Below are 26,541 nucleotides of genomic sequence, written 5' to 3' on the forward strand. Positions count from 1 at the left end.
TGATGTGCGCGTCGTCCGCGCCGTACTCAGCACACATTAGCCCGGTGAGGCGATGCTCATGCTTCCGCCGCTGCACGCCAGTAGCGAACAGAGATCGGGAACAAACGCGAACGCCGGAAACCGGGGGTCAGTGGCCGTCCAGGCCGTGCAGCGGGAACCCCGCGATGCCACGCCAGGCCAGCGAGGTCAGCAGCTCCACCGCCTTCTCGCGCGGGACCGTGCTGCCGCTCGCGAGCCAGTACCTGGCGACCACCTGCGAGTAGCCGCCGAGGCCCACCGCGAGCAGCATCGCCTCGTCACGGGGCAGCCCCGTGTCCTCGGCGATGACCTCGCAGATCGCTTCCGCGCACTGGAGCGTGACCCGGTCCACGCGCTCGCGGACCGCCGCCTCGTTCGTCAGGTCGGACTCGAAGACGAGCCGGAAGGCACCGCCCTCGTCCTCCACGTACGCGAAGTAGGCGTCCATCGTGGCCGCGACCCGCAGCTTGTTGTCCGACGTGGAGGCAAGTGCCGTACGGACGGACTGGAGCAGTGATTCGCAGTGCTGGTCGAGCAGGGCGAGATACAGGTCGAGCTTGCCGGGGAAGTGCTGGTAGAGCACCGGCTTGCTGACCCCGGCCCGCTCGGCGATGTCGTCCATCGCCGCAGCGTGGTAACCCTGCGCGACGAAGACCTGCTGTGCCGCGCCCAGCAACTGATTGCGTCGGGCACGACGCGGCAGGCGTGTGCCCCGCGGGCGCGCTGCCTCTGTCTGCTCGATGGCTGTCACGCCGCCTCCCATGATCGTGAATGTGCGGTGTGCGCCGCGCGGCCATCGTACTTTTCAGTAACCGTGATGTGCGCGGTACGAGCGGAGAATTTCACGGACTGGATGACCACGAAAGCCGTGCTTAGCAGGGCAAACACGGGCAGCTCAGCGATAGTCGTCTTCGTCGAGGCTGACGACGCGGGCCTGTTCGGCCAGGTCGGCCTCGTTGGCCGCGTCCGTGTCCGCGCCCTGCAAGGAGTCGTCCTCGTGGGGCGTGAGGTCGGTCTGCTGCTCGGCGCTGTCGGCCTCGGGTGCCTCGACGCTGATGGCGCTCTCTTCGGCCTGGAAGGTCTCGGGCTCGGACGGGTCGGCGTTCATCGTGGCTCTCTTCCCTGGCGGACTAAGCGGACTGATGGTGCGAGTGCCCTCTTCGCCCTCTTCTATGAGCGTAGGAGACTGTCGAACCGGGCGCTACGCGATCTCCGGGCGACATCGGCCTGATCTGTGACGGCGAACACATGAACCACCGTGTGATCGTCTCGTAACATTGCCGCATGTCTTCGACCGAGCTGCCGAACGTGATCGCCGCCTCCGTCGCACCCAAGCCGGGTGTCGTCGGGGTCGCGGCGGGCGAGCGGCTCGACTCGGTCACCCTTCCCGGCCTCACGCTGTCGGTGCGTTCCAGGCCGTCGGTCCGCGAGGGGCTGCCGCCCGCGGTGTACGTCCACGGGCTCGGCGGGTCCTCGCAGAACTGGTCGGCCCTGATGCCGCTGCTCGAAGACGTCGTGGACTGCGCGGCGCTCGATCTGCCGGGGTTCGGGGATTCGCCGCCGCCGGACGACGGCAACTATTCGATCACCGGGCACGCGCGCGGGGTCATCCGCTATCTGGACGCGCGCGGCGACGGGCCCGTGCATCTGATCGCCAACTCGCTGGGCGGCGCGGTCACCACCCGGGTCGCCGCCGTCCGCCCGGATCTGGTCCGCACCCTCACGCTCATCTCGCCCGCGCTCCCGGAGCTGCGGGTGCAGCGCACGGCGGTGCCGACCGGGCTCCTCGCGGTGCCCGGCGTCGCGGCTCTGTTCACCAGGCTCACCAAGGACTGGACCGCCGAGCAGCGGGTCAGCGGTGTCATGGCGCTCTGTTACGGCGATCCGGGCCGGGTCTCGCCCGAGGGGTACAGCGCGGCCGTCCGGGAGATGGAGCGCAGGCTCGCTCTTCCGTACATGTGGGACGCGATGGCCCGCTCGGCGCGCGGCATCGTGAACGCGTACACCCTGGGCGGGCAGCACGGCCTGTGGCGGCAGGCGGAGCGTGTGCTCGCACCGACGTTGCTGATCTATGGTGGCAAGGACCTGCTCGTCTCGTTCCGCATGGCACGCAAGGCCGCTGCCGCGTTCCGTGACTCACGGCTGCTCACGCTGCCGGACGCGGGGCATGTGGCGATGATGGAGTATCCGGATACGGTGGCCACGGCATTCCGCGAACTGCTCGCGGACACGGGCGAGTTGAATGCATCCGGTGATTCGGACGCGGGGAGCTGAGGCGGCGAGTGGGACGTCATAGCCGCCGGGGTTCGGCCGACCTCGCAGACAACACGGGCAGCACAGGCAGCACGGGCAGCACGAACACCGCCGACATACCGGCGCCGCCACAGGGCGCGCGCCCGCCGGCCCCCGGTACGGGGCGCCGCAGGCGCGCTCCGGGGGACAACGGCACCCCCGCGCACGGAACCCCGCAGGCCACGCCGCCGCACGGAATCCCGCAGCCGACCCCGCCGCACGGCATGCCGCAGGCCACGCCTCCGCACGTCCGCGGCGGGCACCCCGAGCAGCGTGAGCCGGGCGGGGCCTGGGGATCCGGGCCGCGGACGGGCGCCGCCCACGGAGCGCCGGGTGTGCGCACCGGGCCGCCGCGCGTGCCGGGGCCGCGCCGCGAGTACGTGGACGCGTTCGGCGAGGAGTTCGCCGACGACGACCTCTTCGGCGGCGCGACCGACGCCCTGCCCACGAAGGCGGGCGCCCCGCCCCGCGATCCGTACGCCTCCGTCACCGACTGGGACCGCGCGGTCGACGAGGACGAGGAAGCACACGGAGAGCTCTGGTCCGACGGAGCCGCCGGCACAGCAACCGAGGCAGCCGGAGCCGACGGGACCGACGGCCCCGGTGGCATCGCGGACGACGCGGCCGATGACGGCAAGGGAGGCGGCAGGGGCCGCACCTTCACCGGGATAGCCGCCGCCGCTGTCACCACCGTCCTCGCCATCGTCGTGGCCGGTCAGGTGGCCGACGGGCCGAAGGATTCCGCTCCCAGGACGCAGGCCGCGAAGGGCGGCGAGGAAGGCCGCGCCGCGGGCGGGGACGCGTCCCGCTCGGACGACCGGCCCACGCCCCCCGAGTCCGCCCCGGCGACGTACGAGACGAAGATGGCCAAGAAGTACCCCCTCGACACCAAGCTCACGGCGTCCGGCGACTTCGACGCGATGGCCGGGTTCGACAAGGCGCCCGGCAAGGGGCAGAAGTTCCGCTACCGCGTGGACGTCGAGAAGGGGATGGGCCTGGACGGCGAGCTGTTCGCGTCGGCCGTGCAGAAGACCCTGAACGACGACCGGAGCTGGGCGCACAAGGGCGGTCGCACCTTCGAGCGGATATCTTCCGGGAAGCCCGATTTCGTCATCACGCTGGCCAGCCCGGGGACGACCGCGAAGTGGTGCGCGAAATCCGGTCTCGACACGATGCAGCAGAACGTCTCCTGTGACTCCGCCGCCACGGACCGCGTGATGATCAACGCCTATCGGTGGGCGCAGGGCGCCAAGACCTACGGCGACCGCATCCATCCGTACCGGCAGATGCTGATCAATCACGAGGTCGGTCACCGGCTCGGCTTCAATCACACGGACTGCACGAAGAGCGGCGAGCTCGCGCCCGTCATGCAGCAGCAGACGAAGTTCCTCGACCACGACGGAATCAAGTGCAAGGCCAACCCCTGGGCGTTTCCCAAAAGTTGAGCCCGGAGTTCAGCTCAGGAGCTGAGGCGGAGTGATCGGCATGCGGTCATTTTTCGATCACAAGCTTTGACATCTGCCGAAAGTTCGTTCATATTTCTCCGCATGTCGCCTCGTCACGCCTCCTCGCGCGCCGCCCTTGAGCTGGCGCTCTTTGGCGTGACCGCGCTCTGCGTGTCCGACATTCACTGTTGCTGACGCCCGCCCCTGGCGCGTGCGTCGCTTTCATTCCGGACCCTGTGCACCCTTTGCACCTTTCGCGGTCCTGACTGACCTTCTTCGGCGGCCCCGGGGCGAGCTCTGCTCTTTTCAAGCGCTCTTCCCCTGCTTGCTTCTCCGAGAGGTCCCTTCCCATGCGTCAACCGTCCGTCATAGCCCGCCGCGTGGCAGCGGCATCCGTCAGCCTGGTCCTGGCAGCGGGCGCAGCCGCCTGCGCGGGTCCCAAGGACGCCGACGGCAATGGCGCCGGAAGCGCCGACGGCAAGGCCGCCAAGGGCGGCACGCTCACCGTCCTCAACAGTGACCCGCAGGTCGACTTCGACCCGGCGCGGCTCTACACCTCCGGCGGCGGCAACGTCCCCTCGCTCGTCTTCCGCACCCTGACCACCCGCAACCGCGAGGACGGCGCCAAGGGCTCGGAGGTCGTGCCCGACCTCGCCACGGACCTCGGCAAGTCGAGCAAGAACGCCACGGTGTGGACGTACACCCTCAAGAAGGGCCTCAAGTACGAGGACGGTTCGGCGATCACCTCCGCCGACGTCAAGTACGGCATCGAGCGCTCCTTCGCCGGTGAACTCTCCGGCGGTGCGCCCTACTTGAGGGACTGGCTGATCGGCGGCGACAAGTACGCCGGGCCCTACAAGGACAAGAGCGGCAAGGGCCTTGAGTCGATCGAGACGCCCGACGAGCGGACCATCGTCTTTCACCTGAACAAGCCCGAGGGCGAATTCCCCTATCTGGCGACGCAGACGCAGTTCACGCCCGTCCCCAAGAGCAAGGACAAGGGCACGAAGTACGAGGAGCACCCCGTCTCGTCGGGCCCCTACAAGGTCGTCAAGAACGAGAACGACGGCGAGCGCCTCACTCTGACGCGCAACACGCACTGGTCCGCGAAGACCGACCCCGAGCGCAAGGCCTACCCGGACAAGATCGACGTGCGGTCCGGCCTGAACTCCTCCGTCATCAACCAGCGGCTCTCGGCCGGTCAGGGCGCGGACGCCGCCGCCGTGACCACCGACACGAACCTGGGCCCCGCCGAGCTCGCCAAGGTCACCGGCGACAAGGCGCTCGCCTCGCGGGTCGGCACCGGGCACTTCGGATACACGAACTACCTCGCCTTCAACCCCAAGGTGAAGCCCTTCGACGATCCGAAGGTGCGCCAGGCCATCTCGTACGCCGTCGACCGCTCGTCCGTGGTCAACGCGGCCGGCGGCTCGTCGCTCGCCGAGCCCGCGACGACGTACCTGCCCGACCAGAAGTCCTTCGGATACACGAAGTACGACCACTTCCCGGCGGGCAAGTCCGGCAACGCGAAGAAGGCCAAGGAGCTCCTGAAGGAAGCCGGTCACAAGGACGGGCTCACCATCACGCTGACGCACTCCAACGCCAAGGACTTCGAGACGAGCCCGGAGATCGCCACCGCGATCCAGGACGCCCTGAAGAAGGCCGGGATCACCGTCAAGCTGGAGGGCCTTGAGGACAACGACTACAAGGACAAGGTGCACGGCGCCAAGACCGAGCCGGGCCTCTTCCTCGCCCACTGGGGTGCCGACTGGCCCTCGGGCGGTCCCTTCCTCGCCCCGATCTTCGACGGGCGGCAGATCGTGAAGGACGGCGCCAACTTCAACACCGGCTTCCTGGACGACAAGTCCGTCAACGACGAGATCGACGAGATCAACAAGCTCACCGACCTCGACGCCGCCGCGAAGCGCTGGGGCGCCCTCGACAAGAAGATCGGCGAGCAGGCGCTCACCGTGCCGCTCTTCCACCCGGTCTACAAGCGCCTGTACGGCAAGGACGTCAAGAACATCGTGATCAGCGACTGGACGGGTGTCCTGGACATCTCCCAGGTCGCGGTCAAGTAAGGGCTACTGGTCACATCACCATGAGCGAGGCCCTGTTGGCCTCGGAAGCGGGGACGGGCGTCACGGCGCCCGCCCCGACTTCCGGTGCCCGTCAGTTCTGGCGGCGGCTGCGTACGCAGCGCGCCGCCCTCGTCGCGGCGGCCGTCGTCGCGCTGCTCGTCCTGGTCGCGCTCGCCGCGCCGCTGCTCACCGCCGTCGAGGGCCAGGACCCCAGTACGTACCACCCCGACCTCATCGACTCCGGGCGCGGCGGCGTCCCGATCGGCTCGTTCGGCGGGATCAGCGCAGAGCACTGGCTCGGCGTCGAACCGCAGACCGGGCGCGATCTGTTCGCCCGCCTCGTCTATGGCGCGCGGGTCTCCCTCGGCGTCGCGCTCGCCGCGACCCTCGTGCAGGTCCTGCTGGGTGTCGGCGTCGGCATCACGGCCGGACTCGGCAACCGCTGGGTCGACCAGGTGCTCAGCCGCGCCACCGACGTCATCGTCGCCATGCCGCTGATGGTCCTCTCGCTCGCCCTGATGGCGATCGTGCCCAGCGGTTTTCCGCGCCCCGTCCTGGTCGCCCTGGTCATCGGGCTCGTCGCCTGGGGCGGCACGGCCAAGATCGTGCGCGCGCGGACCATCACCCTCAGGGAGCTCGACCACGTGGCCGCCGCCCGGCTCAGCGGCTGGAGCACCTGGCGCATCGCGCGCCGCGAACTCCTGCCCGGACTCGCCGCCCCCGTCATCACCTACGCGGCGCTGCTCGTCCCGATGAACATCACCGTGGAGGCCGCGCTCTCCTTCCTCGGCGTCGGCGTCAAGCCGCCGACCGCGTCCTGGGGACAGATGCTGACCTCGGCCGACATCTGGTACCAGGCGGCGCCGCAGTACCTGCTGCTGCCCGCCGGGGCGCTGTTCGTGACCGTGCTCGCGCTGACCGTCCTGGGGGACGGGGTGCGGACCGCGCTCGATCCACGGGCCGCGTCCCGGCTGCGGATCGGGACCGGGAAGAAGCGGGAGGGCAAGGCATGACCGGACACGGCATGACCGGCTTCCTCCTCAGGCGCTCGGTGGGCGCCCTCGTCACGCTGCTCGCCATCTCCGTGATCATCTACGCGGTCTTCTACGTGGCTCCCGGCGACGTCGCGCAGATCACCTGCGGTCCGCGCTGCTCACCGGCGCAAGTGGCCCAGGTGACCGAGCAGTTGCGGCTGGACGATCCGGTGTACGTCCGCTACTGGGACTTCCTCCAGTCCATTTTCACCGGTCAGGACTACTCGACGGGCACGGGCGTGGAGCACTGCGACGCCCCTTGCCTCGGGCTCTCCTACCAGAGCGACCAGCAGGTCACCCAGCTGATCCTGGCGAAGCTGCCGGTCACCGGGTCGCTCGCGCTCGGCGCCATGGTGATGTGGCTGATCCTCGGGGTCGGCACCGGCGTGCTGTCCGCCTGGCGGCGTGGGCGCGTCACCGAGCGCGTCCTGACCGCCGTCACCCTGGCGGGCACGGCCACCCCGGTCTTCGTCATCGGTCTTCTCCTGATGATCGTGGTCTGCGGCCAGCTGAACCTGCTGCCCTTCCCGCAGTACGTCCCCTTCACCGACGACCCTCAGCAGTGGGCGTGGAACCTGCTCCTGCCCTGGCTCTCCCTCGCGCTGATCGAGGCCGCCAAGTACGCGCGCCTCACCCGCGCCTCGATGCTGGAGACGCTCGCCGACGACCATGTGCGGACCTTCCGTGCGTACGGCGTCGGGGAGCGCTCGATCATCGGCAAGCACGCCCTGCGGGGCGCCGTCGCGCCGGTCATCGCGCTGAGCGCCAACGACTTCGGGTCGATGTTCGGCGGCGCGGTGCTCAGCGAGACGCTCTTCGGTCTGCCCGGCATGGGGCGCGAACTCGTGCACGCCGTCAAGGTCGTCGATCTGCCGGTCGTGGTCGGCATGGTCCTGGTGACCGGCTTCTTCGTGGTGCTCGCCAACGCCGTCGCGGACGTCCTTTACGCGGTGGCCGACCGAAGGGTGGTCCTTTCATGAGCCCGGTTCAGCGCCTGGACCAAAGCCTCGTCGAAGTGACCGACCTGGTGGTCGACTTCGGGGACACGCGCGCCGTCGACCGGCTCTCCTTCACGCTGGAGAAGGGCGCCGCGCTCGGCCTCGTCGGCGAGTCGGGGTCCGGCAAGAGCACGGTGGCCTCCGCGCTGCTCGGGCTCCACCGGGGCACCGGGGCGGGCGTCGGCGGCACGGTGCGGGTCGGCGGCGTCGACGTACAGGAAGCGTCCGGTGAGGAGCTGCGCCGGCTGCGGGGCGGCAAGGCGGCGATGGTCTTCCAGGACCCGCTGTCGTCCCTCGACCCGTACTACGCGGTGGGCGACCAGATCGCCGAGGTGTACCGCGTGCACACCGGAGCCTCGCGCCGGGCGGCACGCGCGCGTGCCGTCGAGGTGCTCGACCGGGTGGGCATCGCGGACGCGGCCCGCAGGGCGCGCTCCCGGCCGCACGAGTTCAGCGGCGGCATGCGGCAGCGCGCGCTCATCGCCATGGCCCTCGCCTGCGAGCCCGAGCTCCTGATCGCCGACGAGCCGACGACCGCCCTGGACGTCACCGTGCAGGCCCAGATCCTCGACCTGCTGCACGCGCTGCGGGCCGAGACCGGAATGGGCCTCCTCCTGGTCACCCACGACGTGGGCGTCGCGGCGGAGAGTGTCGACGACGTCCTGGTCATGCGGTACGGGCGGGCCGTCGAGCGGGGGCCCGTGCGCGAGGTCCTGGGGGCGCCCGCGAAGGCGTACACCAAGGAGCTGCTCGGAGCGGTGCCCCGGGTGGACTCGCCGCGGGAGGCGTCCGCGCCCGCGCAGGGCGACGTCGTCCTCGAAGCGGTCGCTCTGCGCAAGGAGTTCGGGCGCGGAAAGCGCGCGTTCGCCGCGGTGGACGGGGTGTCGCTCACGGTCCGCCGGGGCGAGACGCTCGGCGTCGTGGGGGAGAGCGGCAGCGGCAAGACGACCCTGGGGCGGATGCTGGTGGGGCTGCTCGACCCCTCGGCGGGGGAGATCCGGCACGAGGGCGCTTCGGCGCCGGGCGGCGGTGTACGGGCCGGCGTGCAGATGGTGTTCCAGGACCCCGTCTCCTCGCTCAATCCGCGCCGGAGCATCGGTGAGTCCATCGCCGATCCGCTGCGCGCGCGGGGTGCGCACGACGACGCCGTCGTGCGCGCTCACGCGCGCGACCTCATGGAGCGCGTCGGGCTCGATCCGGCGTACTACGGGCGCTATCCGCACGAGTTCAGCGGCGGCCAGCGGCAGCGCGTCGGGATCGCGCGGGCACTGGCCGCCGAGCCCCGGATCATCGTGTGCGACGAGCCGGTCTCGGCGCTCGACGTGACCACCCAGGCCCAAGTGACCGCGCTGCTCGCCGAACTGCAGGAGGAGTACGGGCTCGCGCTCGTCTTCATCGCGCACGACCTCGCGGTGGTACGCCAGGTCAGCGACCGGGTCGCGGTGATGCGGCAGGGGCGGATCGTCGAGCAGGGCACCGTCGAGGAGGTCTACGGCTCGCCGCAGCAGGCGTACACGCGACAGCTGCTGGCAGCCGTGCCCGCGCTCGATCCGGATGCCGCCGCGCGCCGCCGCACGGCCCGCAGGGAGCTGGCCGCAGCTTAACGCTCGGTAGCGAAAGAGCGCTCTCTCGGCTCCATAGCGCGACAGAACGCTACCGGGGCGGGAAAGTTACGGCCGTTCACCCCTTTTGGTGGCGTGATGGACAACCGTCCATCACGCCACCGGCATGTCCGCATACGTTCGTCCCGCTGCGAGCCGCTGGTCCAACGGCGGCTCTCCATAGGGGAGATCGGGGGTGTACGCGTGCGCATCGGACTGCTTACGGAGGGTGGCTATCCGTATGTGAGCGGTGACGCCAGGCTCTGGTGCGACCGGCTCGTACGCGGGCTCGGGCAGCACGAATTCGACATCTACGCCCTCAGCCGCAGCGAGCGGCAGGAGGCGCAGGGCTGGATCGAGCTGCCGCCCCAGGTGAACCGGGTGCGGACGGCGCCCCTGTGGACGGTCGACGACGACGGCATCGCCTTCAGGGCCGGGTACGGACGGCGGGCGCGGCGGCGCTTCGCGGAGTGCTTCGGCGAACTGGCCGCGGTGGTGTGCGACGCGGGGGCCCCGGATGCCCCAGGCCCCACCGGAGCGCTGGCGGACCGTTTCGGCAGCGCGCTCTACGGACTCGCCGAACTCGCCAGGGACCAAGGCGGCCTCGTCGCCGCCCTGCGCTCCGAAGTGGCCGTGCGCGCCCTGGAGGGCGCGTGCCGCGCGCCGGGCGCACTCCGTGCCGCGCGCACCGCGCGGGTGCCCGACCTCCTCACCGTGGCGGGCCTCCTGGAGCGCGCCCTTCGCCCGCTCTCCCTCGACTGGTACGGGGACGACGGCCTGGGCGCGGTGGACCTGTGCCACGCCGCGTCCGGCGGCCCCGCGGCCCTCCCCGGCCTGCTCGCCAAGCACTTCTCCGGGGTGCCGCTCCTGGTCACCGAGTACGGCATACAGCTGAGGGCGCACTATCTGGCGACCGGCGACGAAGCGCTGAGTGCGCCGGCGCGCGCGCTGCTCACCTCCTTCCACGGCAGGCTCGCCGCCGAGGTGTACGGCCAGGCCACGATCGTCACGCCCGGCAACACGCACGCCCGCCGCTGGCAGGAGCGGTGCGGCGCCGAGCGGGCGAAGCTGCGCACGGTCTACCCGGGCATGGAGGCCTCGCGCTTCACGGAGGTCGGCGAGCGGGAGGACCCCGGCGACCCCGACACCCTCCTGTGGGTGGGCCGCATCGAGCCCGCCAAGGACCTGATCTCCCTGCTGCACGCCTTCGCCGAGGTCCGCAAGGAGGAGCCGAAGGCACGCCTTCGCATCGTCGGGGCGCCCGCGGAAGGCCCGGAGGCGGCCGAGTACCTCGCGCACTGCAAGGCGCTCGCCGCACAGCTCTTCCCGGACGAGGCGGCCGGCGCGCATGCCGTCGGCGACAACCCCGTCTCCTTCGAGGAGATCGGCGCCCCCGAGGTGCCCGACCTTCAGGACGCGTACGCCGCGGGCGGCGTCGTCATCCTGTCCAGCGTCGTCGAGGGCTTCCCGATCAGCCTGGTCGAGGCGATGTTCTGCGGGCGGGCGACGGTCTCCACGGACGTCGGCGCGGTCGTCGAGGTCATCGGCGGCACCGGCCTCGTGGTCCCGCCGCGCAACCCGCGGGCGCTCGCCGAGGCGTGCGTGGCGCTCCTGCGCGATGCCGGGCGGCGCGAACGGCTCGGGGCGGCGGCGCGTGCGCGGGCGCTCGAACTGTTCACCGTGGAGCAGAACATCGAGGCATTTCGCGGCATCTACCTGGAGATCGTCTCGCACTGCCCGGTGCGCAGGGAGGCGGTCGACGACGCGGGCGAGCCGGTGCCGTTCGGCAATCCGGCGGAGGCGTACATGCCGGGTCGGTGGGCGGTCGCCGCGGGCGGCGGGGACGCGGGAGCGGGCTCTGGCTCGGGCGGCGCGCCCAGCTGGGCGCAAGAGGCGGACACGCCCGAGCAGTTGAAGGGGGCGGGGGTATGAGCGAGCAGCTGAAGGTCGACGCGCCGCGGGCTCCGGGGAGCCCCGGCGGCTGGGACGCGCGGTCGCAGGAGCTGGTGGCCGACGTCGGGGCGTCGGCCGGTGCCGGAGTTTCCACCGGTACGAAGCCCGCGCGGCGCGGTGGCGTCGACCCCGTGAAGGCGCTGATGCACCGGCATCGAGAGCTGTGCGAGCGCGCCGTCGACCCGCTGGAGATCGCCGCGGGGCTCGAAGCGCACGGAGTGACCGACCGGACCGCCGCGCGGTTCAGGCACCGGGACGTGTTCGCGCTCGCCGAGGAGATGTACGCGCGCGTGCCGCGTGACGAGGACGAACGCGTCGCCCCCGAGGCGCCTCCCTCGCGAGACGTGCCCGAAGTGCCCGCCGGGTGGGCGTTGTTCGCCCTGCTGCCGGGGACGGCCTGCGGACTGGCCGCCGTAGGGCTCGAACTGACCGAGGGGCGTGCGCGGCTCGGGGTGGGGCTCGGCGGCGCGCTCGCCGTGGCCGTCGCGCTGCGCGTGGCCCTTCGGTACGGTCCGCTGCGTTCCGCGCACCATGTCGTGCCGGCCACGCGCGCGTGGGTGTGCTTCCTCGTCGCGTACGCCCTCTTCGGCGACGGGCTGCTGCGGGCCGCCGTCTCCGGAGGGCCCGCAGGCCCCTGGGCGCCTTCGACGGCCGCCGCGCTGGGGCTCTGCCTCGCCGCCGCGCCCGCGCTGTGGTGCGTGCGGCTGTTCTCCGTGGGGGCGCGGGGGCGGTTGCCGCTCAGCCGGGGGCTGGCCGAGTTCACCGCTTCCGTCCGGCCGCTGCTCCTCGGCGTGATCGCCCTGTATCTGGGCGCCCTGTGGATCCTGCTGGTGGGCGCGGGGGCCGTCTACGACGTGCCGGCTCCCGCCGGGGCAGGCGCCCTGGGCGCGCTGCTGCTGCTCTCCCGGCTGCTCACCTCGTACGGATTCACCCGGGCGCCCCTGCTGATGCTGGGGGCCGCGGGGGCGGCCGAGGCGGGTGCGCTGGCCTCGGTCTTCGCGGGGCGGCTGCCCGGATGCGCGTGGCTCGCGGCCCCGGTCGAGGGGGCGGTGCGGGCCTGGGGGCCCGGTCTCGTACCCGTCGTCGCCTGTGGCGCCGCCGCGGGCGTGCTGCTGCTCCATTCCTCGCGGGTGCTCAGCCGGGCGTCCGCGCATGCCGACGGCGCGCCTTGAAGCCGCCTGCTCCGAGACCGAGTGCTGCCGGGCCCTCCCGGCTCCAACCGAAGACTTCCTCTCCCGCGGGGCCGACACCGCGGGCCCAACCCCGTGATCTACGGCAACCCCCTGAAGGAGAACCCCAGATGAGCACCCCCAGCATCCGAGAATCCGACCCGGGAGCCGCCCGATGAGGGTGCTGTTGATCGGAGCCAACGGATATCTCGGCCGGTTCGTCGCCGACCGGCTGCTCGCCGACCCGGCGGTGCAGCTCACCGCGCTCGGCCGCGGTGACGACTCGGACGTACGGTTCGACCTCGCGAGCGGCAGCCCCGGCGCGCTCACCCGCTTCCTGGACGCCGTGCACCCGGGAGTCGTCATCAACTGCGCGGGTGCCACCCGTGGCGGCGCCCGCGAGCTCACCCGGCACAACACCGTCGCCGTCGCCACCATCTGCGAGGCCCTGCGCCGCAGCGGATGCGGGGCGCGGCTCGTGCAGCTGGGATGCGGTGCCGAGTACGGGCCGAGCCAGCCGGGCTCCTCCACCGCGGAGGACGCCGTGCCCAGGCCCGGCGGACCGTACGGCGTCAGCAAGCTCGCGGCCACCGAACTGGTCCTCGGGTCCGGTCTGGACGCCGTCGTCCTGCGGGTGTTCTCGCCCGCGGGACCCGGCACCCCGGCGGGATCGCCGCTCGGGCGGCTCGCCGAGGCCATGCGGCGGGCCATGCAGGCCGGTGACGGTGAGCTCAAGCTCGGTGGCCTCGGCGTGCAGCGGGACTTCATCGACGTACGCGACGTGGCGCGCGCCGTGCACGCCGCCTCGCTCTCGGCGGCCCAGGGGGTCGTGAACATCGGCGCCGGGCGCGCGGTGCGGCTGCGGGACGCGGCCGCCATCCTGGCGCGCGTCGCCGGGTACGGCGGAGCCCTGCACGAGCTCGACCAAGGGGGCCTGCGGCAATCCATCGGGCACCCCCGCACCGAATCCGACCACGGGAGCCCGGCCGCCTACCCCTACCCCGACGGGTGCGGCAGCTGGCAGCAGGCCGACGTGCGCACCGCGCGCGACCGGCTCGGCTGGCGCCCCCGGATCAACCTCGAAGAATCACTCGCCGACATCTGGATGGAGGCGGCATGCCGCATCTGACCAGCACAGCCTCAGGCACCGCACACACCGACGTACGTCTCGGCTTCGGCATCCCGGGCTTCGCGCACCCCCTCGTGGCCCCCGCCGAATGGTCCCAACTCACCCGCCCCGGCGCCCCTTTGCACTGGGTCGTCCTGAATGTGAGCAGGGGGCCCGGCGACCGGCCCGACCCGCACTGCCTGGAGGCGGCGGGGCGGCTGCGGAACGCGGGCGTACGTGTTCTCGGTCACCTCGACGTGATGTACGGGGCGCGCGGGTTCGGGGAGCTCGTCTCCGACGCGCACCGCTACCTCGACTGGTACCAGGTCGACGGCTTCTCCCTTGACCGCTGCCCCACCGAGCGCGCCTCGCTCCCGGAGGTGCGCAGGACGGTCACGACCCTGCGCGCGCTCTGCGACGACGCGCACATCGTCCTGGGCCACGGCACCCACCCCTATCCCGGGTACGCCGAATCCGCCGACCAGTTGGTGACCTTCTCCGGCCCCTGGAGCGACTACCGCTGGTCACAGGTGGCCGAGTGGACCGCCGACTATCCGCCCGAGCGCTTCTGCCACTTCGTGCACGGCATGCCGCGCGGCCATCTCGACGAGGCGCTGCGCATCGCACGCTGGCAGGGCGCGTCGACGATCTACTTCACCGACCGGGTGGACAGCGGGGGAGCGGACGACCCGTGGGAGTCGATGCCCGGTTACTGGGACGAAATCGTCTCGCGCATCGGAACGGGTGTCTCGGAATGAAGAGGGGCGTGGCAGTGTTACGGAGAGAACCACCGATCCGAAATACCGACCAACGGAGTCCCCGTGTCGCTGCCACCCCTGGTCGAGCCAGCATCTGAGCTCACCGTCGACGAGGTTCGCAGGTACTCCCGCCACCTGATCATCCCCGACGTCGGGATGGACGGGCAGAAGCGGCTGAAGAACGCCAAGGTGCTGTGTGTCGGCGCCGGCGGCCTCGGGTCACCGGCGCTGATGTACCTCGCCGCGGCGGGCGTCGGCACGCTCGGCATCGTGGAGTTCGACGAGGTCGACGAGTCGAACCTGCAGCGCCAGATCATTCACAGCCAGGCCGACATCGGCCGCTCCAAGGCGGCCTCGGCGAAGGACTCCGTCCTCGGCATCAACCCGTACGTGAACGTGATCCTCCACGAAGAGCGGCTCGAGGCCGAGAACGTGATGGACATCTTCAGCCAGTACGACCTGATCGTCGACGGCACGGACAACTTCGCCACCCGGTACCTGGTCAACGACGCCTGCGTGCTGCTGAACAAGCCGTACGTATGGGGTTCGATCTACCGCTTCGACGGCCAGGCCTCGGTCTTCTGGAGCGAGCACGGCCCGTGCTACCGCTGCCTCTACCCGGAGCCCCCGCCCCCCGGCATGGTCCCGTCCTGCGCCGAGGGCGGCGTCCTCGGCGTGCTCTGCGCGTCGATCGGCTCCATCCAGGTCACCGAGGCGATCAAGGTCCTGGCCGGCGTGGGAGACCCGCTGGTCGGCCGCCTGATGATCTACGACGCCCTGGAGATGCAGTACCGCCAGGTCAAGGTCCGCAAGGACCCGGACTGCGCGGTCTGCGGCCCGAACGCCACCGTCACCGAGCTCATCGACTACGAAGCCTTCTGCGGCGTCGTGTCGGACGAGGCCCAGGAGGCGGCGCTCGGCTCGACGATCACTCCCAAGCAGCTCAAGGAGTGGATCGACGCGGACGAGAAGATCGAGATCATCGACGTGCGCGAGCAGAACGAATGGGAGATCGTCTCGATCCCCGGCGCCAAGCTGATCCCGAAGAACGAGTTCCTCATGGGCACCGCCCTTGAGGGCCTTCCGCAGGACAAGAAGATCGTCTTGCACTGCAAGACGGGTGTCCGGTCCGCGGAAGTCCTCGCCGTGCTGAAGTCCGCGGGCTTCTCCGACGCGGTGCACGTGGGCGGCGGCGTGATCGGCTGGGTCAACCAGATCGAGCCCGAGAAGCCGATCTACTAGGCGTAGCGCCTGAACCGGGACAAGGCCCGCACCTTTGAGGTGCGGGCCTTGTCGCCTTTTTGAGGTGCGGGCCTTTTCGCCTTGAGGGCTCGTCCGCAAACGCCGGACGGGCTGGAAGCGTGAGGTCTCAGGTCTCGCAGACCTTGCCGTCCTTCGGGGCTTTGCCCTTCAGCAGGTAGTCGTTGACCGTGCCGTCCACGCAGTCGCTGCCGCTGCCGTACGCCCCGTGGCCCTCGCCCTTCCAGGTCAGCTCGACGCCGACGCCCTTGCCCAGCTCGTCCGCCATCTTGCGGGCGCCGTCGTAGGGCGTGGCCGGGTCTCCGGTGTTGCCGACGACCAGGACCGGAGCCGCGTCCGGAGCGCTCACGTCGGGGGAGTCGTGCAGCCCGGCCACCGGCCAGTCGTGGCACCAGCCCGCCGTGTCCCAGCCCATGAACTCCCCGAAGACCGGCGATATCTCGCGGAACTCGCCGAGCTGCCGCTTCGCCTGCGCGGGAGTCGGCCGCGCCTTGTCGTCCAGACAGGAGATCGAGCGCTGCGAATGGCTCTGGGTGCTGTAACGGCCGGACGGATCCCGCTCGTTGTAGAGGTCCGCCAGCCGGAGCAGCTCCGATCCGTCGCCCTTCTCGGCCTGTTCGAGGCCGCGGGTCAGGGCGGGCCAGCTCTGCTTGCTGTAGAGGGTGACCGTGATGCCGGTGGTCGCCAGGGACTGGGTGAGCTCGCGGCCGTCCGAACCGGGCAGCGGGTTGGCGTCGAGGCGCTTCAGGAGACGCACTATCTTCTGTGAGCCCGTCTTGGGGTCCTGGCCCGAGGACTTCAGATAGTTCTCCAGGGCGCGCTGGAAGCCCCGCGCCTGGTTCTTCGCGTGCCCCACCGAGTCCGCGCTCGGGTCGACGACCGCGTCCAGGGTGAGGCGCCCCACCTTCTTGGGGAACAAGTGTGCGTAGACGCCGCCCAGTTCGGTGCCGTACGAAATGCCCATGTAGTGCAGCTTCTCGTCGCCGAGAACCTGGCGCATCACGTCCATGTCCTTGGCGGCCTCGGCCGTCGACACATGGCCGAGCAGCTTGCCCGAGTCGCGCGCGCAGCCCGCGCCGAAGTCGGCCGCGTCCTTGAAGTACGCCGCCTCCTCGGCCGGAGTGTCGGGAGTGAGGTCGACGGCCTCCGCGGCCTGCGTCTTCTTGTCGCTGCGGCAGCGCACCCCCTCGCTGCCGTCGACCCCGCGCGGGTCGAAGCTCACCAGGTCGTAGCGCTCGCGCAGCTTCTCGTACCCGTCGGCGAACGAGGGCAGCATGGAGACGCCGGAGCCGCCGGGCCCGCCGAAGTTGAACAGGAGCGAGCCGATGCGCTTGCCCTCGCCGGTGGACCTGGCGCGGATCAGCGCGACGTCGATCGTCCCGCCGTCCGGCTTCTCGTAGTCCAGGGGGACCTTGAGGGTCGTGCACTGCCACTGGGAGCCGGGCGCGGGGTCGCCGCCGCTCGCCTTGCAGCCGCCCCAGTCGAGCTTCTGGCCGGTGAGCGAGGCGGGCAGGGTGGAGGAGGGGTCGGGCTTCGGCGACTGTTCGGGGCCGGTCGGCGCGGGCTTCGCGTCGTCGTCGCCCCCGTCGGGGCCGCCGCAGCCGACGGCTAGCCCCGCCACCAGAATTCCTGCGGCGGCCAGAGCTGCTGACCGTACGAGACGCGGCATGGAGCGGTTCCCCCCTCGTAAGACAATCAGGCCATAGTAGGTGGGGTGTCTGACGGTGATTCGGGCGGGCCGCGGCGCCCTCCCGTCCCTCCCGCCCGCCACGCCCGTCACACTTGCCACGCGCGTCACACCCGCCACGCCCGTCACGCCCGTCACGAGCAGACCGTGCCCTCCTTCGGCACCGTGCCGTCGAGCAGATAGCCGTTCACCGCGTCCCGCACGCACTTGTTCTTGCTGTCGTACGCCCCGTGCCCCTGGCCCTTGTACGTCAGCTCGACGCCGACGCCCTTGCCCAGCACGTCCGCCATCTTCTTCGCGCCCTCGTACGGCGTGGCCGGGTCACCCGTGTTGCCGATGACGACGATGGGCGCCGCGTCCGCCGCGCCGACGTCCGGGTGGTCGGTGGCTCCGTCCACCGCCCAGTCGGTGCAGCCGACCATGCCCCACGCCAGATAGTCGCCGAACAGCGGCGACGCCTCACGGAACCCGGGGAGCTTCTTCTCGACGTACTCCGGTGTGTAGCGCGCCTTGTCGTCCGCGCAGTTGATGGAGATGTTGGCGGCCTGGATGTTGCTGTACGTGCCGTCTTCGTTGCGGCCGTTCATGGAGTCCGAGAGCGTCATCAGGATCCTGCCGTCACCGTCGTACGCCTGGTCCAGACCCTCGGTGAGGTACGGCCAGAAGTCCTTGGAGTACAGCGACTGCGCGATGCCGTTCGTGGCGGCGGTCTGCGTCAGTCGGCGCGGCGGGAGGCCGGGCAGCGGCTTGGCGTCCAGGTCCTTGAGAAGCTTCGCGATCTTGTCCTTGACGTCCTTCTCGGTGTCGCCGACCGGGCAGTCCTCGACCTTCGACGTGCAGTCCTTGGCGTAGTTGTCGAGGGCGAGCTGGAAGCCCTCGGCCTGGCCGAGCGAACCCTGCTCCGCCGTCTCGGTGGGGTCCACGACCGCGTCGAAGACGGCACGGCCCACCTTCTTGGGGAACAAGTGCGCGTAGACGCCGCCGAGTTCGGTGCCGTACGAGATGCCGAAGTAGTGCAGCTTGTCGTCGCCGAGCACCTCGCGCATCAGGTCCATGTCGCGGGCCGCGTCCGTTGTGCGTACGTGGGGGAGCACCTCGCCGGAGTTCTTCTCGCATCCTCCGTTGAAGCTCTTCACGTTGTCGACGAGCTTCTTGCGCTCGGCTTCGTCGTCCGGTGTGGAGTCCTCCTGGAAGTACGCGTCCAGCTGTTCGTCGTCCTCGCACTTCACGCCCGCGCTGCGGCCGACGCCCCGGGGGTCGAAGCTCACCAGGTCGTAGCGGGTGCGCAGCTTGGCGTAGTCCTCTCCGAAGGCGGGCAGCGTGGTGACGCCCGAGCCGCCGGGGCCGCCGAAGTTGAAGACGAGCGAGCCGATCCGCCGGTCCTTGCCGCCGCTCGCCGCGGCGCGGATCAGGGCGATGTCGAGGGTGTCCCCCTTGGGCTTGTCCCAGTCGAGGGGGGCCTTCATGGTGGCGCACTGCCACTCGGCGCCGCCGGGCAGCGGGGACGGGGCCTCACCGCCGCCTTCGGAGGACGCGGGCGCCGGGCAGTCCTTCCAGCTGAGCTCCTGGCCCGTCAGATCGGCGTCCTTGGAGGCCTTGGAGGCATGGGAGTCGTCACCGCCGCAGGCCGCGAGGGTCGCAGACAGCAGGACGACGGTGGCGGCGGCACGCGCCTTGAGGTTGGGCATGCTCCCCATCCTGCGGGGGGCGCAGACGGGGCGCACGGCTGCTTCGGCCTTCCGTGGACCGGCGTCCTTCTCCTGAAGAAGCCCCTTCCTCCTCCTAGAGAAGGCCCTTCCTCGTCAGGTGGTTGAAGAACAGCCACCCCGGGAGCACCGGCAGCCACAGCGTGAGGAGCCGGTAGAGAAGCACCGCGGGCGCCGCCACGTCCTTGGGCACGCCCACCGCGATCAGACCGAAGGTGAGCGTCGCCTCGACCGCCCCGACACCGCCGGGGGTGGGCGCCGCGGAGCCCAGCGCGTTGCCGGCGAGGAAGACCACGGCGACGCTGGCCAGGCTCAGCGTCGTCATCTCCGTACTGCTGAAGGCCCGTACGGAGGCGTCCAGACAGAGGACGAACAGGAGCGTCAGGAGGAGCATGCCGCCGATGCCGGTGAGCAGCTTCTGCGGGCGCTGCAGTACGTCGAGCATGCGCGGCACGACGCCCGCGAACAGCGAGCGCACGCGCGTGACGACGAACTTCCGCAGGAAGGGGATCGCGGTCACCACGAGCACGAGCACCGCGACCGAGAGGAGACCGGCGATGACGGTGCGGGACGGCGTCAGGGACGGCGTCTTCTCCGTGCCGGTCAGATAGCCGAAGATCATCAGCAGCATGATGTGCGAGCCGAGCCCGAAGAGCTGCGAGGCGCCGACGCTCGCCACCGCGAGGCCGGAGCGGACCCCGGAGCGCTGCAGGAAGCGCGTGTTGAGCGCGACGCCGCCCACCGCGGCCGGCGCCACGATCTTCACGAACGACCCCGCGACCTGCGCCTGCACCGCCCGCAGGAACGGCACTCGCTCCGGCACGAAGCCGAGCAGGCTCATCGCCGCCGCGAAGTAGCTCAGCGCCGAGCACGCCACGGCCACCAGGACCCAGCCCCACTCGGCCTCGCCGACGATCGTGTTGAAGTCGACGTGGGTGAGCTGCGAGAGCAGGAAGTACGCGCCGATGGCACCGGCGATGAAGCTGATCAGCGTGCGCGGCCTGATCCGCTCCAGCTGGGCGGGCTCCACGGGGGCCTGCGGCCGGATGAGCAGCACCTGGTGGCGGATCTGGGTGAGCAGATCCTCCTCGCGGGCCTGGTCGAGCGCGACGTCTATCGCCTGCTTCTCGGCCTGCTTCTCCGCGCGCACCGTCTTGCGGTCGGGCCCCTTGGCGCCGCCCTCGGCGACCTCCACGGCTTCCGCCGCCGCGTCCACGTCCGCCTCGGCGGCGCGGGCCAGCTTGTCCTTGCGGGACGCCTCGAGGACCGCCTCGCGCTCGCGCTGCGACCGCTCCCTGGCCAGCTTGCGCAGGGTGGAGCGGGTGGAGCGGGTCAGGGCGATGGGCTGGAGCAGCGGCAGACAGTCGGCGACCGTGTCCGGGCCGAGCACGTCGAGCGCGGTCGCGACCGCGCGCTCGGCGCCCACGCGCAGCCCGAAGGCGGTCAGGAGCTGGGCGATGTCCATCCGCAGGACCAGATCGCCCGCGGCGATCTCGCCGCCGCGCAGATCGGTCAGGATCACCGTGCCGGAACGATCCACCAAGATCGCGTCACCCGCGAGCCTGCGGTGCGCGATCCGCCGCGACTGGAGCGCCTGCACCTGCCGCCAGGTGTCGCACAGCAGTTCATCGGTGATGACGTCGTCCGGCAGGGAGTCCAGGGTGCGGCCACCCGTGTGCTCGTAGACGAGTATCACCGCGTCGGGACCGAGCTCGGAGGTGGCGATCAGCTTGGGCGCGTTGGCCCCGGCCGCGATCGCCGCGTATGCGAGGAGGGCCTCCTGCTCCAGGGCCTGGCGCAGCGACTGCAGGCTGCGGCGCTGGGTGATGCCGCGCAGCGTCAGCCTGCGCCATACGCGGTAGAAGAAGCCCTGCGCCTGCTGCTCGCGGTCGATGACCGTGACGTCGAGGGGTGGGCCGTCCTCCAGAGTGACGAAGTAGCGGCGGCCGCGGTCGCCGTGCTCGCTGTCCGGGGACTCCTCGCGGGCCGCGCTCACCGGGTGGAAGCCGACGTGCCGCAGACCGGCGAGCAGCGTCTGGCCGGTGGGCCGCACGTTCGGCGAGCCGACCGCGTAGAGCGTTCCGTAGGCCACGCTCCAGCCGAGCAGGACCGTGAGGATGATCGAGAACGGCGTCGTGTAGCCCGTGACCAGCATGGTGAAGGCGTCGAGCAGCAGCACCACCCACAGCACGACGCGCCAGCGTGGTCTTCGGGACATCCCGACGGCGGTCATGTACGCGATGACGGGGGCCAGATAGCCGTGCACGGGATCGGTCAGCGCGTGCAGATCGCCGGGCGAGGGACGGGTCAGCGCCTCCTGGATGGAGCCCGGGGCGGCCTTGGCGACCCAGAGGTCGGTGGCGAGCGTGACGCCGTGCGCGAGGACGGCGGCGAGTACGCCGTCGGCGATGCGCAGGCCGTCCCGCTTGACCAGGCGCTCGATGGCGAAGGCGACGGGGACGAGCAGGACGCCGATGCTCGCGGTGAGGCCCGCGAACTTGATCAGGAGGTCCGGCGCCTGGTCCGTGCCCTTGTCGATGTCCTGGGCGAGACCCGAGGTCGTGCCGTGCGCGAACGCGGCGATGGCGAGGACGATGGCGATCCCGAGGACCCCGACGAGCAGCCGCATCAGGTCGGACGGACGGTGCACGCGCGCGGCGAGCAGCGGTTCGTCGCCGGCGACGCGGTCGGTGTGCGCTTCCTCGTCGTCTGCGCAGCCGTCGGGGACGAAGGCGGTGTGGGCCTCGCGCCCGGCTTCCTGCCCGGCTTCCTGCCCGGCTTCGGGTCCGGGTTCGGCCCCGGCCTCCTGCCCGGCTTCGGGCTTCGTGTCTTCCTCGTCCCTGCCGGACTTCTCGAACTTCTCGTGCTTCTTCAGGGAGTGCCCACCGGTGTCCGGGTGCGCCTCGGCCGCAGGGGTGCCCGCCGACTCATCGGGGTGCACATCCTGCTGCTCCGTCGCCTCTTCTTGATCTCGTATCACCAGTCACCGCCCGCACGATGGTGGCATGCCCCACCGACAGAGGGGGGCATCAGGGTGCAATGCGGGGGCGCAAAGTGTTCACCGGGCTCCAGTTTGTCTCGTACCGCACACTCTGTCGCGGCCCGGTCACTGTGTCGGTGGGGTACGGCAGGATGGACCGGATGAGCGAGGAGAGCGGAGCTGACGGCCCGGCGGAGCGGACACCGGAGGACGGCCTCTCGGCCTACCCGGAGTACGCCGAGCGGGTCTTCGAGGTCGCGGAGCTGATCCCTCCGGGGCGCGTGATGACGTACGGGGATGTCGCGGAGTGGCTGGAGGAGGGCGGCCCGCGGCAGGTCGGCCGGGTGATGGCCCTCTACGGGGACGCGGTTCCGTGGTGGCGTGTGGTCCGCGCGGACGGCCGACTGCTGCCGGGCCACGAACTGCGGGCGCTTGGCCACTACCGCGCGGAGGGCACACCGCTGCGCGAGGCGGGCCGCGCTTCCGAGGGGCATGTGCCGCGCCTGGACATGCGGCAGGCGCGCTGGGACGGTGCGGGTCCGCGCGGTGCTGGTTCGGGTGGTGCTGGTTCGGGTGGTGCTGGTTCGGGTGGGCATGAGGGGGCCGCGCCGCGCGGGGGCGGTGCCGCTCGTCCGCAGGCTCCGGGGGCTCACACCTGACAGCTTCGGCCATCGCGCGGCCTCGTGGGGGACCAGTGGCCCGTACGGGGGAAGACCGTACGGGGGAAGACACACGTTCCCCGCGCCCGCTGGCGTAGCGTCGACAGCACGCATTTCTCTCACCCCGTAGCCATCGCGCAGCCGTATTTCACCACGTACACCCACCAGGACCGGCGACCCACGTGAGCTCCACTTCTTCCGCCCGGCACACCCGGCACCCGTCGCACCGCCAGGTGCGACAGGGGGCCCAGGGCGCCTATCGACTGGTGCGTACCGCGCCGGTCCACGTGGACCCCCCTCGTCTTGACGCACCGCAGCGTGCGGTGGTTGACCACCCCGGAGGGCCGCTGCTCGTCCTTGCGGGGCCCGGCACGGGCAAGACGACGACCCTCGTGGAGTCCGTCGCCGCGCGGATCGCGAAGGGTACGGAGCCGGAGCGGGTCCTGGTCCTCACCTTCAGCCGCAAGGCCGCGGTGGAGCTGCGCGACCGCATGGCGCTGCGCATAGGAGCGGCCAACGCTCCGCAGGCGACGACCTTCCACTCCTTCTGTTACGCCCTCATCCGCGCCCACCAGGACGCGGATCTGTTCGTCGAGCCGCTGAGGCTCCTCTCGGGTCCCGAGCAGGACGTGGCCGTACGGGAGCTGCTCGCGGGCCAGATCGACCTGGCGGGCGAGGGCCGCTCCCACGTCCGCTGGCCGGACGAGCTGCGGGCCTGCCTGACGACGCGGGGCTTCGCCGACGAGGTCCGCGCGGTGCTCGCCAGGAGCCGTGAACTGGGTCTGGGCCCCGACGCCCTGGACGCCTTCGCCCGCCGCGCGGGGCGCCCCGACTGGGGTGCGGCGGCGGCGTTCCTCGCGGAGTACCTGGACGTTCTCGACATGCAAGGAGTGCTCGACTACGCGGAACTGGTGCACCGCGCGGTGCTGCTGGCGCGGCGCCCCGAGGTCGCCCGTGCGCTCGGCGCGCAGTACGACGCGGTGTTCGTGGACGAGTACCAGGACACGGATCCCGCGCAGGTACGACTGCTGCACGCGCTGGCCGGGGGCGGGCGCTCCCTCGTCGCGTTCGGTGACCCGGACCAGTCGATCTACACCTTCCGGGGCGCCGACGTGAACGGCATCCTGGAGTTCCCGGACGACTTCCCGCGCGCGGACGGCACGGCGGCGCCGGTCGAGGTCCTGACGACGTCCCGCAGGTCGGGCGCGGGCCTCCTCGCGGCCACCCGCCTGCTGACCCGGCGCATGCCGCTGACCCGGCTGCCCGCGCAGAAGGTACGGGCCCACCGGGAGCTGGCCGCGGTCCGGGACGGCGGCCACGTCGAGGCGTACACGTACCCGACGTCGGGTACGGAGCTCGACAACATCGCGGACATCCTGCGCCGCGCGCACCTGGAGGACGGCGTCCCCTGGAGCGAGATGGCGGTCCTGGTCCGCGCGGGCGCCCACACGATCCCCGCCGTCCGCCGCAGCCTCACCGCGGCCGGCGTCCCCCTGGACATCGACGGCGACGACATCGCCCTACGCCACGAGCCCGCGGTCACACCACTGCTGACGGCGCTGCGAGCGGTGGCGGGGGCTGTGGTGGACCAGGCGGGGGGTGGTGGGCCGGAGCGGGGTGGGCCGCAGCGGCGTGAGGCTGAGCGGCGTGAGGCTGAGCGGCGTGAGGCTGCTGAACTGGGTGCGGCGGGCGAAGCTGAGCTCGGTGGGGATGCTGCCGCCGGTGCTGAGCCCGGTGCTGAGCCCGGTGCCGAGCCCGGCCCCGACCCCGCAGCCGATCCGGATGCCGCCGCCGACCCCGAGCCCCCTTCCCCGACCCCCGTCTGGCTCGACACCGAGACGGCTCTCGCGCTTCTCACGTCTCCCCTCGCCGGCATGGACGCCGCCGATCTCCGTCGTCTCGGGCGGGCCCTGCGTGCCGAGGAGCGGGCCGCGGGGAACCATCTTCCGGCGCCCTCCGACGAGCTGCTTGCCCGCGCGCTTGCCGAGCCGGAGCGGCTCGTCGCGCACGATCCCGCGTACGCGCGTGGTGCCCAGCGGCTCGGCGCGCTGCTCCGCAAGGCGCGTGAGCGGCTCGCGGGCGGCGGCACCGCGGAGGAGGCGCTCTGGGAGCTGTGGGACGGCACACCGTGGCCCCGCCGCCTGGAGCGGACCGCGCGCCGCGGTGGCGCCGCCGGGCGCAACGCGGACCGGGATCTCGACGCCGTCTGCGCCCTGTTCGCGTACGCGTCCCGCGCCGAGGAACGCACCGGAGGGCGTGGCGCCCTCAACTTCCTGGAGGAGACCGAGGCGCAGGACATCGCCGCGGACACCCTCACGCGCAGGGCGGTACGCCCCGAAGCCGTACGCCTGATGACCGCGCACCGTTCCAAGGGGCTCGAATGGCGGCTCGTGGTGGTCGCGGGCGTCCAGGAAGGCCTCTGGCCCGACCTGCGCCGCCGGGGCTCCCTCCTGGAGGCCGACCGCATCGGAAGCGACGGCCTCGCCGAGCCCCTCACCCCCGGAGCGCTCCTCTCCGAAGAGCGCCGGTTGTTCTACGTGGCCGCCACGCGCGCGCGTGAACGCCTCGTCGTCACCGCCGTCAAGGCGCCCGCGGACGACGGCGACCAGCCCTCCCGCTTCCTCACCGAACTCGGCGTCGAGCCCAAGGACATAACGGGCCGCCCGCGCCGCCCCCTGTCCGTCTCCGCGCTCGTCGCCGAGCTGCGCTCCACCACCGTCGACCCCCGCGTCTCGGAGCCCCTGCGCGAGGCCGCCGCCCATCGCCTGGCCAAGCTCGCCGCGCTGAGCGACGCCGACGGGCGACCCCTCGTGCCGTCCGCGCACCCGTACCGCTGGTGGGGCATGTACGAGCCGACGGCGAGCGAAGTCCCCCTGCGGGACCGCGACAAGCCCGTCGTCCTCTCCGGAAGCGCCCTGGACCAGCTCGCCAACACCTGCTCCCTGCAGTGGTTCCTGGGCCGCGAGGTGAAGGCGGACGCCCCCGCGACCGCCGCCCAGGGCTTCGGCAACGTGGTGCACGTCCTGGCCGACGAGGTCGCCTCCGGCAGGACGCCCGCCGACCTCGCCGTCCTCATGGAGCGCCTCGACTCGGTCTGGGACGCGCTGGCCTTCGACGCCCCCTGGAAGTCGACGCAGGAGAAGGAGCACGCGCGCGTGGCGCTCGAACGCTTCCTCCAGTGGCACGTCACGGACCGCGCGACCCGCACCCCCGTCAGCAGCGAGCACGACTTCGACGTCACCCTCGAAGCGGGGCCCTACGAAGTACGCGTACGCGGCTCCATGGACCGCGTCGAGCAGGACGCGCAGGGCCGTGCCTACGTAGTCGACTTCAAGACCGGCAAACAGACCCCCACCGCCGCCGAGGTCGCCCGCCATCCTCAGCTCGCCGTCTATCAACTCGCCCTGCGCGAGGGAGCGGTCGACGACGCCTTCGAAGGCGTGCGTCCGGAGGCGGGCGGCGCGGAACTGGTGCAGCTGCGCCAGGGTGCCGCCAAGAAGGACGGCGGCGAGACCCTCCCCAAGGTGCAGGCCCAGGAGCCCCTTTCGGGGGAGTGGGTGGGTGACCTGCTGGCCACCGCGGCCGGCAAGGTCCTCGACGAACGCTTCTCGCCCACCACGGGCCAGCACTGCACGCACTGCGCCTTCCGCGCCTCGTGCAGCGCGCGGCCGGAGGGCCGGCAGGTCGTCGACTGACCTGTGCGTCACCAGTGCGGTTGGTGGCCAAGCTCACGTCAGGGCGCTCGCGTTCATAGCAGCCTCACAGGCCATCTACAGTCGCGGCAAAGCTCAA

Annotated in this window: 19 protein-coding genes; 14 read left to right on the plus strand and 5 right to left on the minus strand. The window is 71.4% G+C overall.

What is annotated here, in order from left to right:
* Positions 1-127: 127 nt before the first annotated feature.
* Positions 128-769, minus strand: a complete 642-nt coding sequence (locus tag ACFUPX_RS28705; RefSeq protein ID WP_383328788.1) for a TetR/AcrR family transcriptional regulator — start codon at positions 767-769, stop codon at positions 128-130.
* A 144-nt stretch (positions 770-913) separates the two neighbouring features.
* Positions 914-1,126, minus strand: a complete 213-nt coding sequence (locus tag ACFUPX_RS28710) for a hypothetical protein (RefSeq protein ID WP_383328791.1) — start codon at positions 1,124-1,126, stop codon at positions 914-916.
* 176 nt (positions 1,127-1,302) lie between these two features.
* Here ACFUPX_RS28710 and ACFUPX_RS28715 point away from each other — a divergent pair, with 176 nt between their 5' ends.
* From ACFUPX_RS28715 to moeZ, 12 genes are all read left to right on the plus strand, one after another.
* The gene (locus ACFUPX_RS28715) at positions 1,303-2,292 is read left to right on the plus strand and encodes an alpha/beta fold hydrolase (RefSeq protein ID WP_383328794.1); all 990 of its coding nucleotides are present in this window, start codon (positions 1,303-1,305) and stop codon (positions 2,290-2,292) included.
* An 8-nt stretch (positions 2,293-2,300) separates the two neighbouring features.
* Positions 2,301-3,755 carry a DUF3152 domain-containing protein gene (locus ACFUPX_RS28720; protein ID WP_383328797.1) on the plus strand — a complete coding sequence of 485 codons (1,455 nt, stop codon included), beginning with the start codon at positions 2,301-2,303 and terminating at the stop codon, positions 3,753-3,755.
* A gap of 102 nt (positions 3,756-3,857) precedes the next feature.
* Positions 3,858-3,950, plus strand: a complete 93-nt coding sequence (locus ACFUPX_RS28725; RefSeq protein ID WP_344520500.1) for an Ms4533A family Cys-rich leader peptide — start codon at positions 3,858-3,860, stop codon at positions 3,948-3,950.
* 155 nt (positions 3,951-4,105) lie between these two features.
* Positions 4,106-5,836, plus strand: coding sequence for an ABC transporter substrate-binding protein (locus ACFUPX_RS28730; RefSeq protein ID WP_383328800.1), 1,731 nt, complete (start codon positions 4,106-4,108; stop codon positions 5,834-5,836).
* A gap of 20 nt (positions 5,837-5,856) precedes the next feature.
* On the plus strand, positions 5,857-6,849 hold the full coding sequence (locus ACFUPX_RS28735) for an ABC transporter permease (RefSeq protein WP_383328803.1): 993 nt from the start codon (positions 5,857-5,859) through the stop codon (positions 6,847-6,849).
* A gap of 11 nt (positions 6,850-6,860) precedes the next feature.
* A complete protein-coding gene (locus ACFUPX_RS28740) occupies positions 6,861-7,850 on the plus strand; it encodes an ABC transporter permease (protein ID WP_383328887.1) in 990 nt (329 codons plus the stop codon).
* Positions 7,847-9,472 carry a dipeptide ABC transporter ATP-binding protein gene (locus tag ACFUPX_RS28745; protein ID WP_383328806.1) on the plus strand — a complete coding sequence of 542 codons (1,626 nt, stop codon included), beginning with the start codon at positions 7,847-7,849 and terminating at the stop codon, positions 9,470-9,472. Before ACFUPX_RS28740 ends, ACFUPX_RS28745 begins: the two co-directional genes overlap by 4 nt.
* A 201-nt stretch (positions 9,473-9,673) precedes the next feature.
* On the plus strand, positions 9,674-11,401 hold the full coding sequence (locus ACFUPX_RS28750; RefSeq protein ID WP_383328890.1) for a DUF3492 domain-containing protein: 1,728 nt from the start codon (positions 9,674-9,676) through the stop codon (positions 11,399-11,401).
* Entirely contained in the window at positions 11,398-12,594 is a 1,197-nt protein-coding gene (locus tag ACFUPX_RS28755; RefSeq protein ID WP_383328809.1) for a hypothetical protein, read from the plus strand. Before ACFUPX_RS28750 ends, ACFUPX_RS28755 begins: the two co-directional genes overlap by 4 nt.
* A gap of 172 nt (positions 12,595-12,766) precedes the next feature.
* Entirely contained in the window at positions 12,767-13,720 is a 954-nt protein-coding gene (locus ACFUPX_RS28760; RefSeq protein WP_383328812.1) for an NAD-dependent epimerase/dehydratase family protein, read from the plus strand.
* Positions 13,708-14,457 carry a spherulation-specific family 4 protein gene (locus ACFUPX_RS28765; protein WP_383328815.1) on the plus strand — a complete coding sequence of 250 codons (750 nt, stop codon included), beginning with the start codon at positions 13,708-13,710 and terminating at the stop codon, positions 14,455-14,457. Before ACFUPX_RS28760 ends, ACFUPX_RS28765 begins: the two co-directional genes overlap by 13 nt.
* A 63-nt stretch (positions 14,458-14,520) precedes the next feature.
* Positions 14,521-15,699 carry an adenylyltransferase/sulfurtransferase MoeZ gene (gene moeZ, locus ACFUPX_RS28770; protein ID WP_351163560.1) on the plus strand — a complete coding sequence of 393 codons (1,179 nt, stop codon included), beginning with the start codon at positions 14,521-14,523 and terminating at the stop codon, positions 15,697-15,699.
* Positions 15,700-15,826: 127 nt separating this feature from the next.
* Here moeZ and ACFUPX_RS28775 read toward each other — a convergent pair whose 3' ends face one another.
* The 3 genes from ACFUPX_RS28775 to ACFUPX_RS28785 all read right to left on the minus strand — a co-directional run bounded on the left by ACFUPX_RS28775 (position 15,827) and on the right by ACFUPX_RS28785 (position 22,051).
* Positions 15,827-17,386 (minus strand): alpha/beta hydrolase, encoded by a 1,560-nt coding sequence (locus tag ACFUPX_RS28775; RefSeq protein ID WP_383328818.1) that lies wholly within the window; start codon positions 17,384-17,386, stop codon positions 15,827-15,829.
* 152 nt (positions 17,387-17,538) lie between these two features.
* Entirely contained in the window at positions 17,539-19,092 is a 1,554-nt protein-coding gene (locus tag ACFUPX_RS28780) for an alpha/beta hydrolase (RefSeq protein ID WP_383328821.1), read from the minus strand.
* Between the two features lie 94 nt (positions 19,093-19,186).
* Positions 19,187-22,051 carry a flippase-like domain-containing protein gene (locus tag ACFUPX_RS28785; RefSeq protein WP_383328824.1) on the minus strand — a complete coding sequence of 955 codons (2,865 nt, stop codon included), beginning with the start codon at positions 22,049-22,051 and terminating at the stop codon, positions 19,187-19,189.
* 200 nt (positions 22,052-22,251) lie between these two features.
* Here ACFUPX_RS28785 and ACFUPX_RS28790 point away from each other — a divergent pair, with 200 nt between their 5' ends.
* The gene (locus ACFUPX_RS28790; RefSeq protein ID WP_383328827.1) at positions 22,252-22,749 is read left to right on the plus strand and encodes an MGMT family protein; all 498 of its coding nucleotides are present in this window, start codon (positions 22,252-22,254) and stop codon (positions 22,747-22,749) included.
* Positions 22,750-22,931: 182 nt separating this feature from the next.
* A complete protein-coding gene (locus ACFUPX_RS28795) occupies positions 22,932-26,444 on the plus strand; it encodes an ATP-dependent helicase (protein WP_383328830.1) in 3,513 nt (1,170 codons plus the stop codon).
* Positions 26,445-26,541 lie beyond the last annotated feature (97 nt).

Origin of the sequence: Streptomyces sp. NPDC057302 (assembly GCF_042667685.1) — a bacterium.
In the GTDB taxonomy this organism is placed as follows: Bacteria; Actinomycetota; Actinomycetes; order Streptomycetales; family Streptomycetaceae; genus Streptomyces.

Bases quoted from the DNA above. Each gene is read 5' to 3' on its own strand.
- ACFUPX_RS28710 (WP_383328791.1), bottom strand. From the start codon at position 1,126: ATGAACGCCGACCCGTCCGAGCCCGAGACCTTCCAGGCCGAAGAGAGC.
- ACFUPX_RS28715 (WP_383328794.1), top strand. From the start codon at position 1,303: ATGTCTTCGACCGAGCTGCCGAACGTGATCGCCGCCTCCGTCGCACCC.
- ACFUPX_RS28725 (WP_344520500.1), top strand. From the start codon at position 3,858: ATGTCGCCTCGTCACGCCTCCTCGCGCGCCGCCCTTGAGCTGGCGCTC.
- ACFUPX_RS28730 (WP_383328800.1), top strand. From the start codon at position 4,106: ATGCGTCAACCGTCCGTCATAGCCCGCCGCGTGGCAGCGGCATCCGTC.
- ACFUPX_RS28735 (WP_383328803.1), top strand. From the start codon at position 5,857: ATGAGCGAGGCCCTGTTGGCCTCGGAAGCGGGGACGGGCGTCACGGCG.
- ACFUPX_RS28740 (WP_383328887.1), top strand. From the start codon at position 6,861: ATGACCGGCTTCCTCCTCAGGCGCTCGGTGGGCGCCCTCGTCACGCTG.
- ACFUPX_RS28745 (WP_383328806.1), top strand. From the start codon at position 7,847: ATGAGCCCGGTTCAGCGCCTGGACCAAAGCCTCGTCGAAGTGACCGAC.
- ACFUPX_RS28755 (WP_383328809.1), top strand. From the start codon at position 11,398: ATGAGCGAGCAGCTGAAGGTCGACGCGCCGCGGGCTCCGGGGAGCCCC.
- ACFUPX_RS28760 (WP_383328812.1), top strand. From the start codon at position 12,767: ATGAGGGTGCTGTTGATCGGAGCCAACGGATATCTCGGCCGGTTCGTC.
- ACFUPX_RS28765 (WP_383328815.1), top strand. From the start codon at position 13,708: ATGCCGCATCTGACCAGCACAGCCTCAGGCACCGCACACACCGACGTA.
- ACFUPX_RS28775 (WP_383328818.1), bottom strand. From the start codon at position 17,386: ATGCCGCGTCTCGTACGGTCAGCAGCTCTGGCCGCCGCAGGAATTCTG.
- ACFUPX_RS28780 (WP_383328821.1), bottom strand. From the start codon at position 19,092: ATGCCCAACCTCAAGGCGCGTGCCGCCGCCACCGTCGTCCTGCTGTCT.
- ACFUPX_RS28790 (WP_383328827.1), top strand. From the start codon at position 22,252: ATGAGCGAGGAGAGCGGAGCTGACGGCCCGGCGGAGCGGACACCGGAG.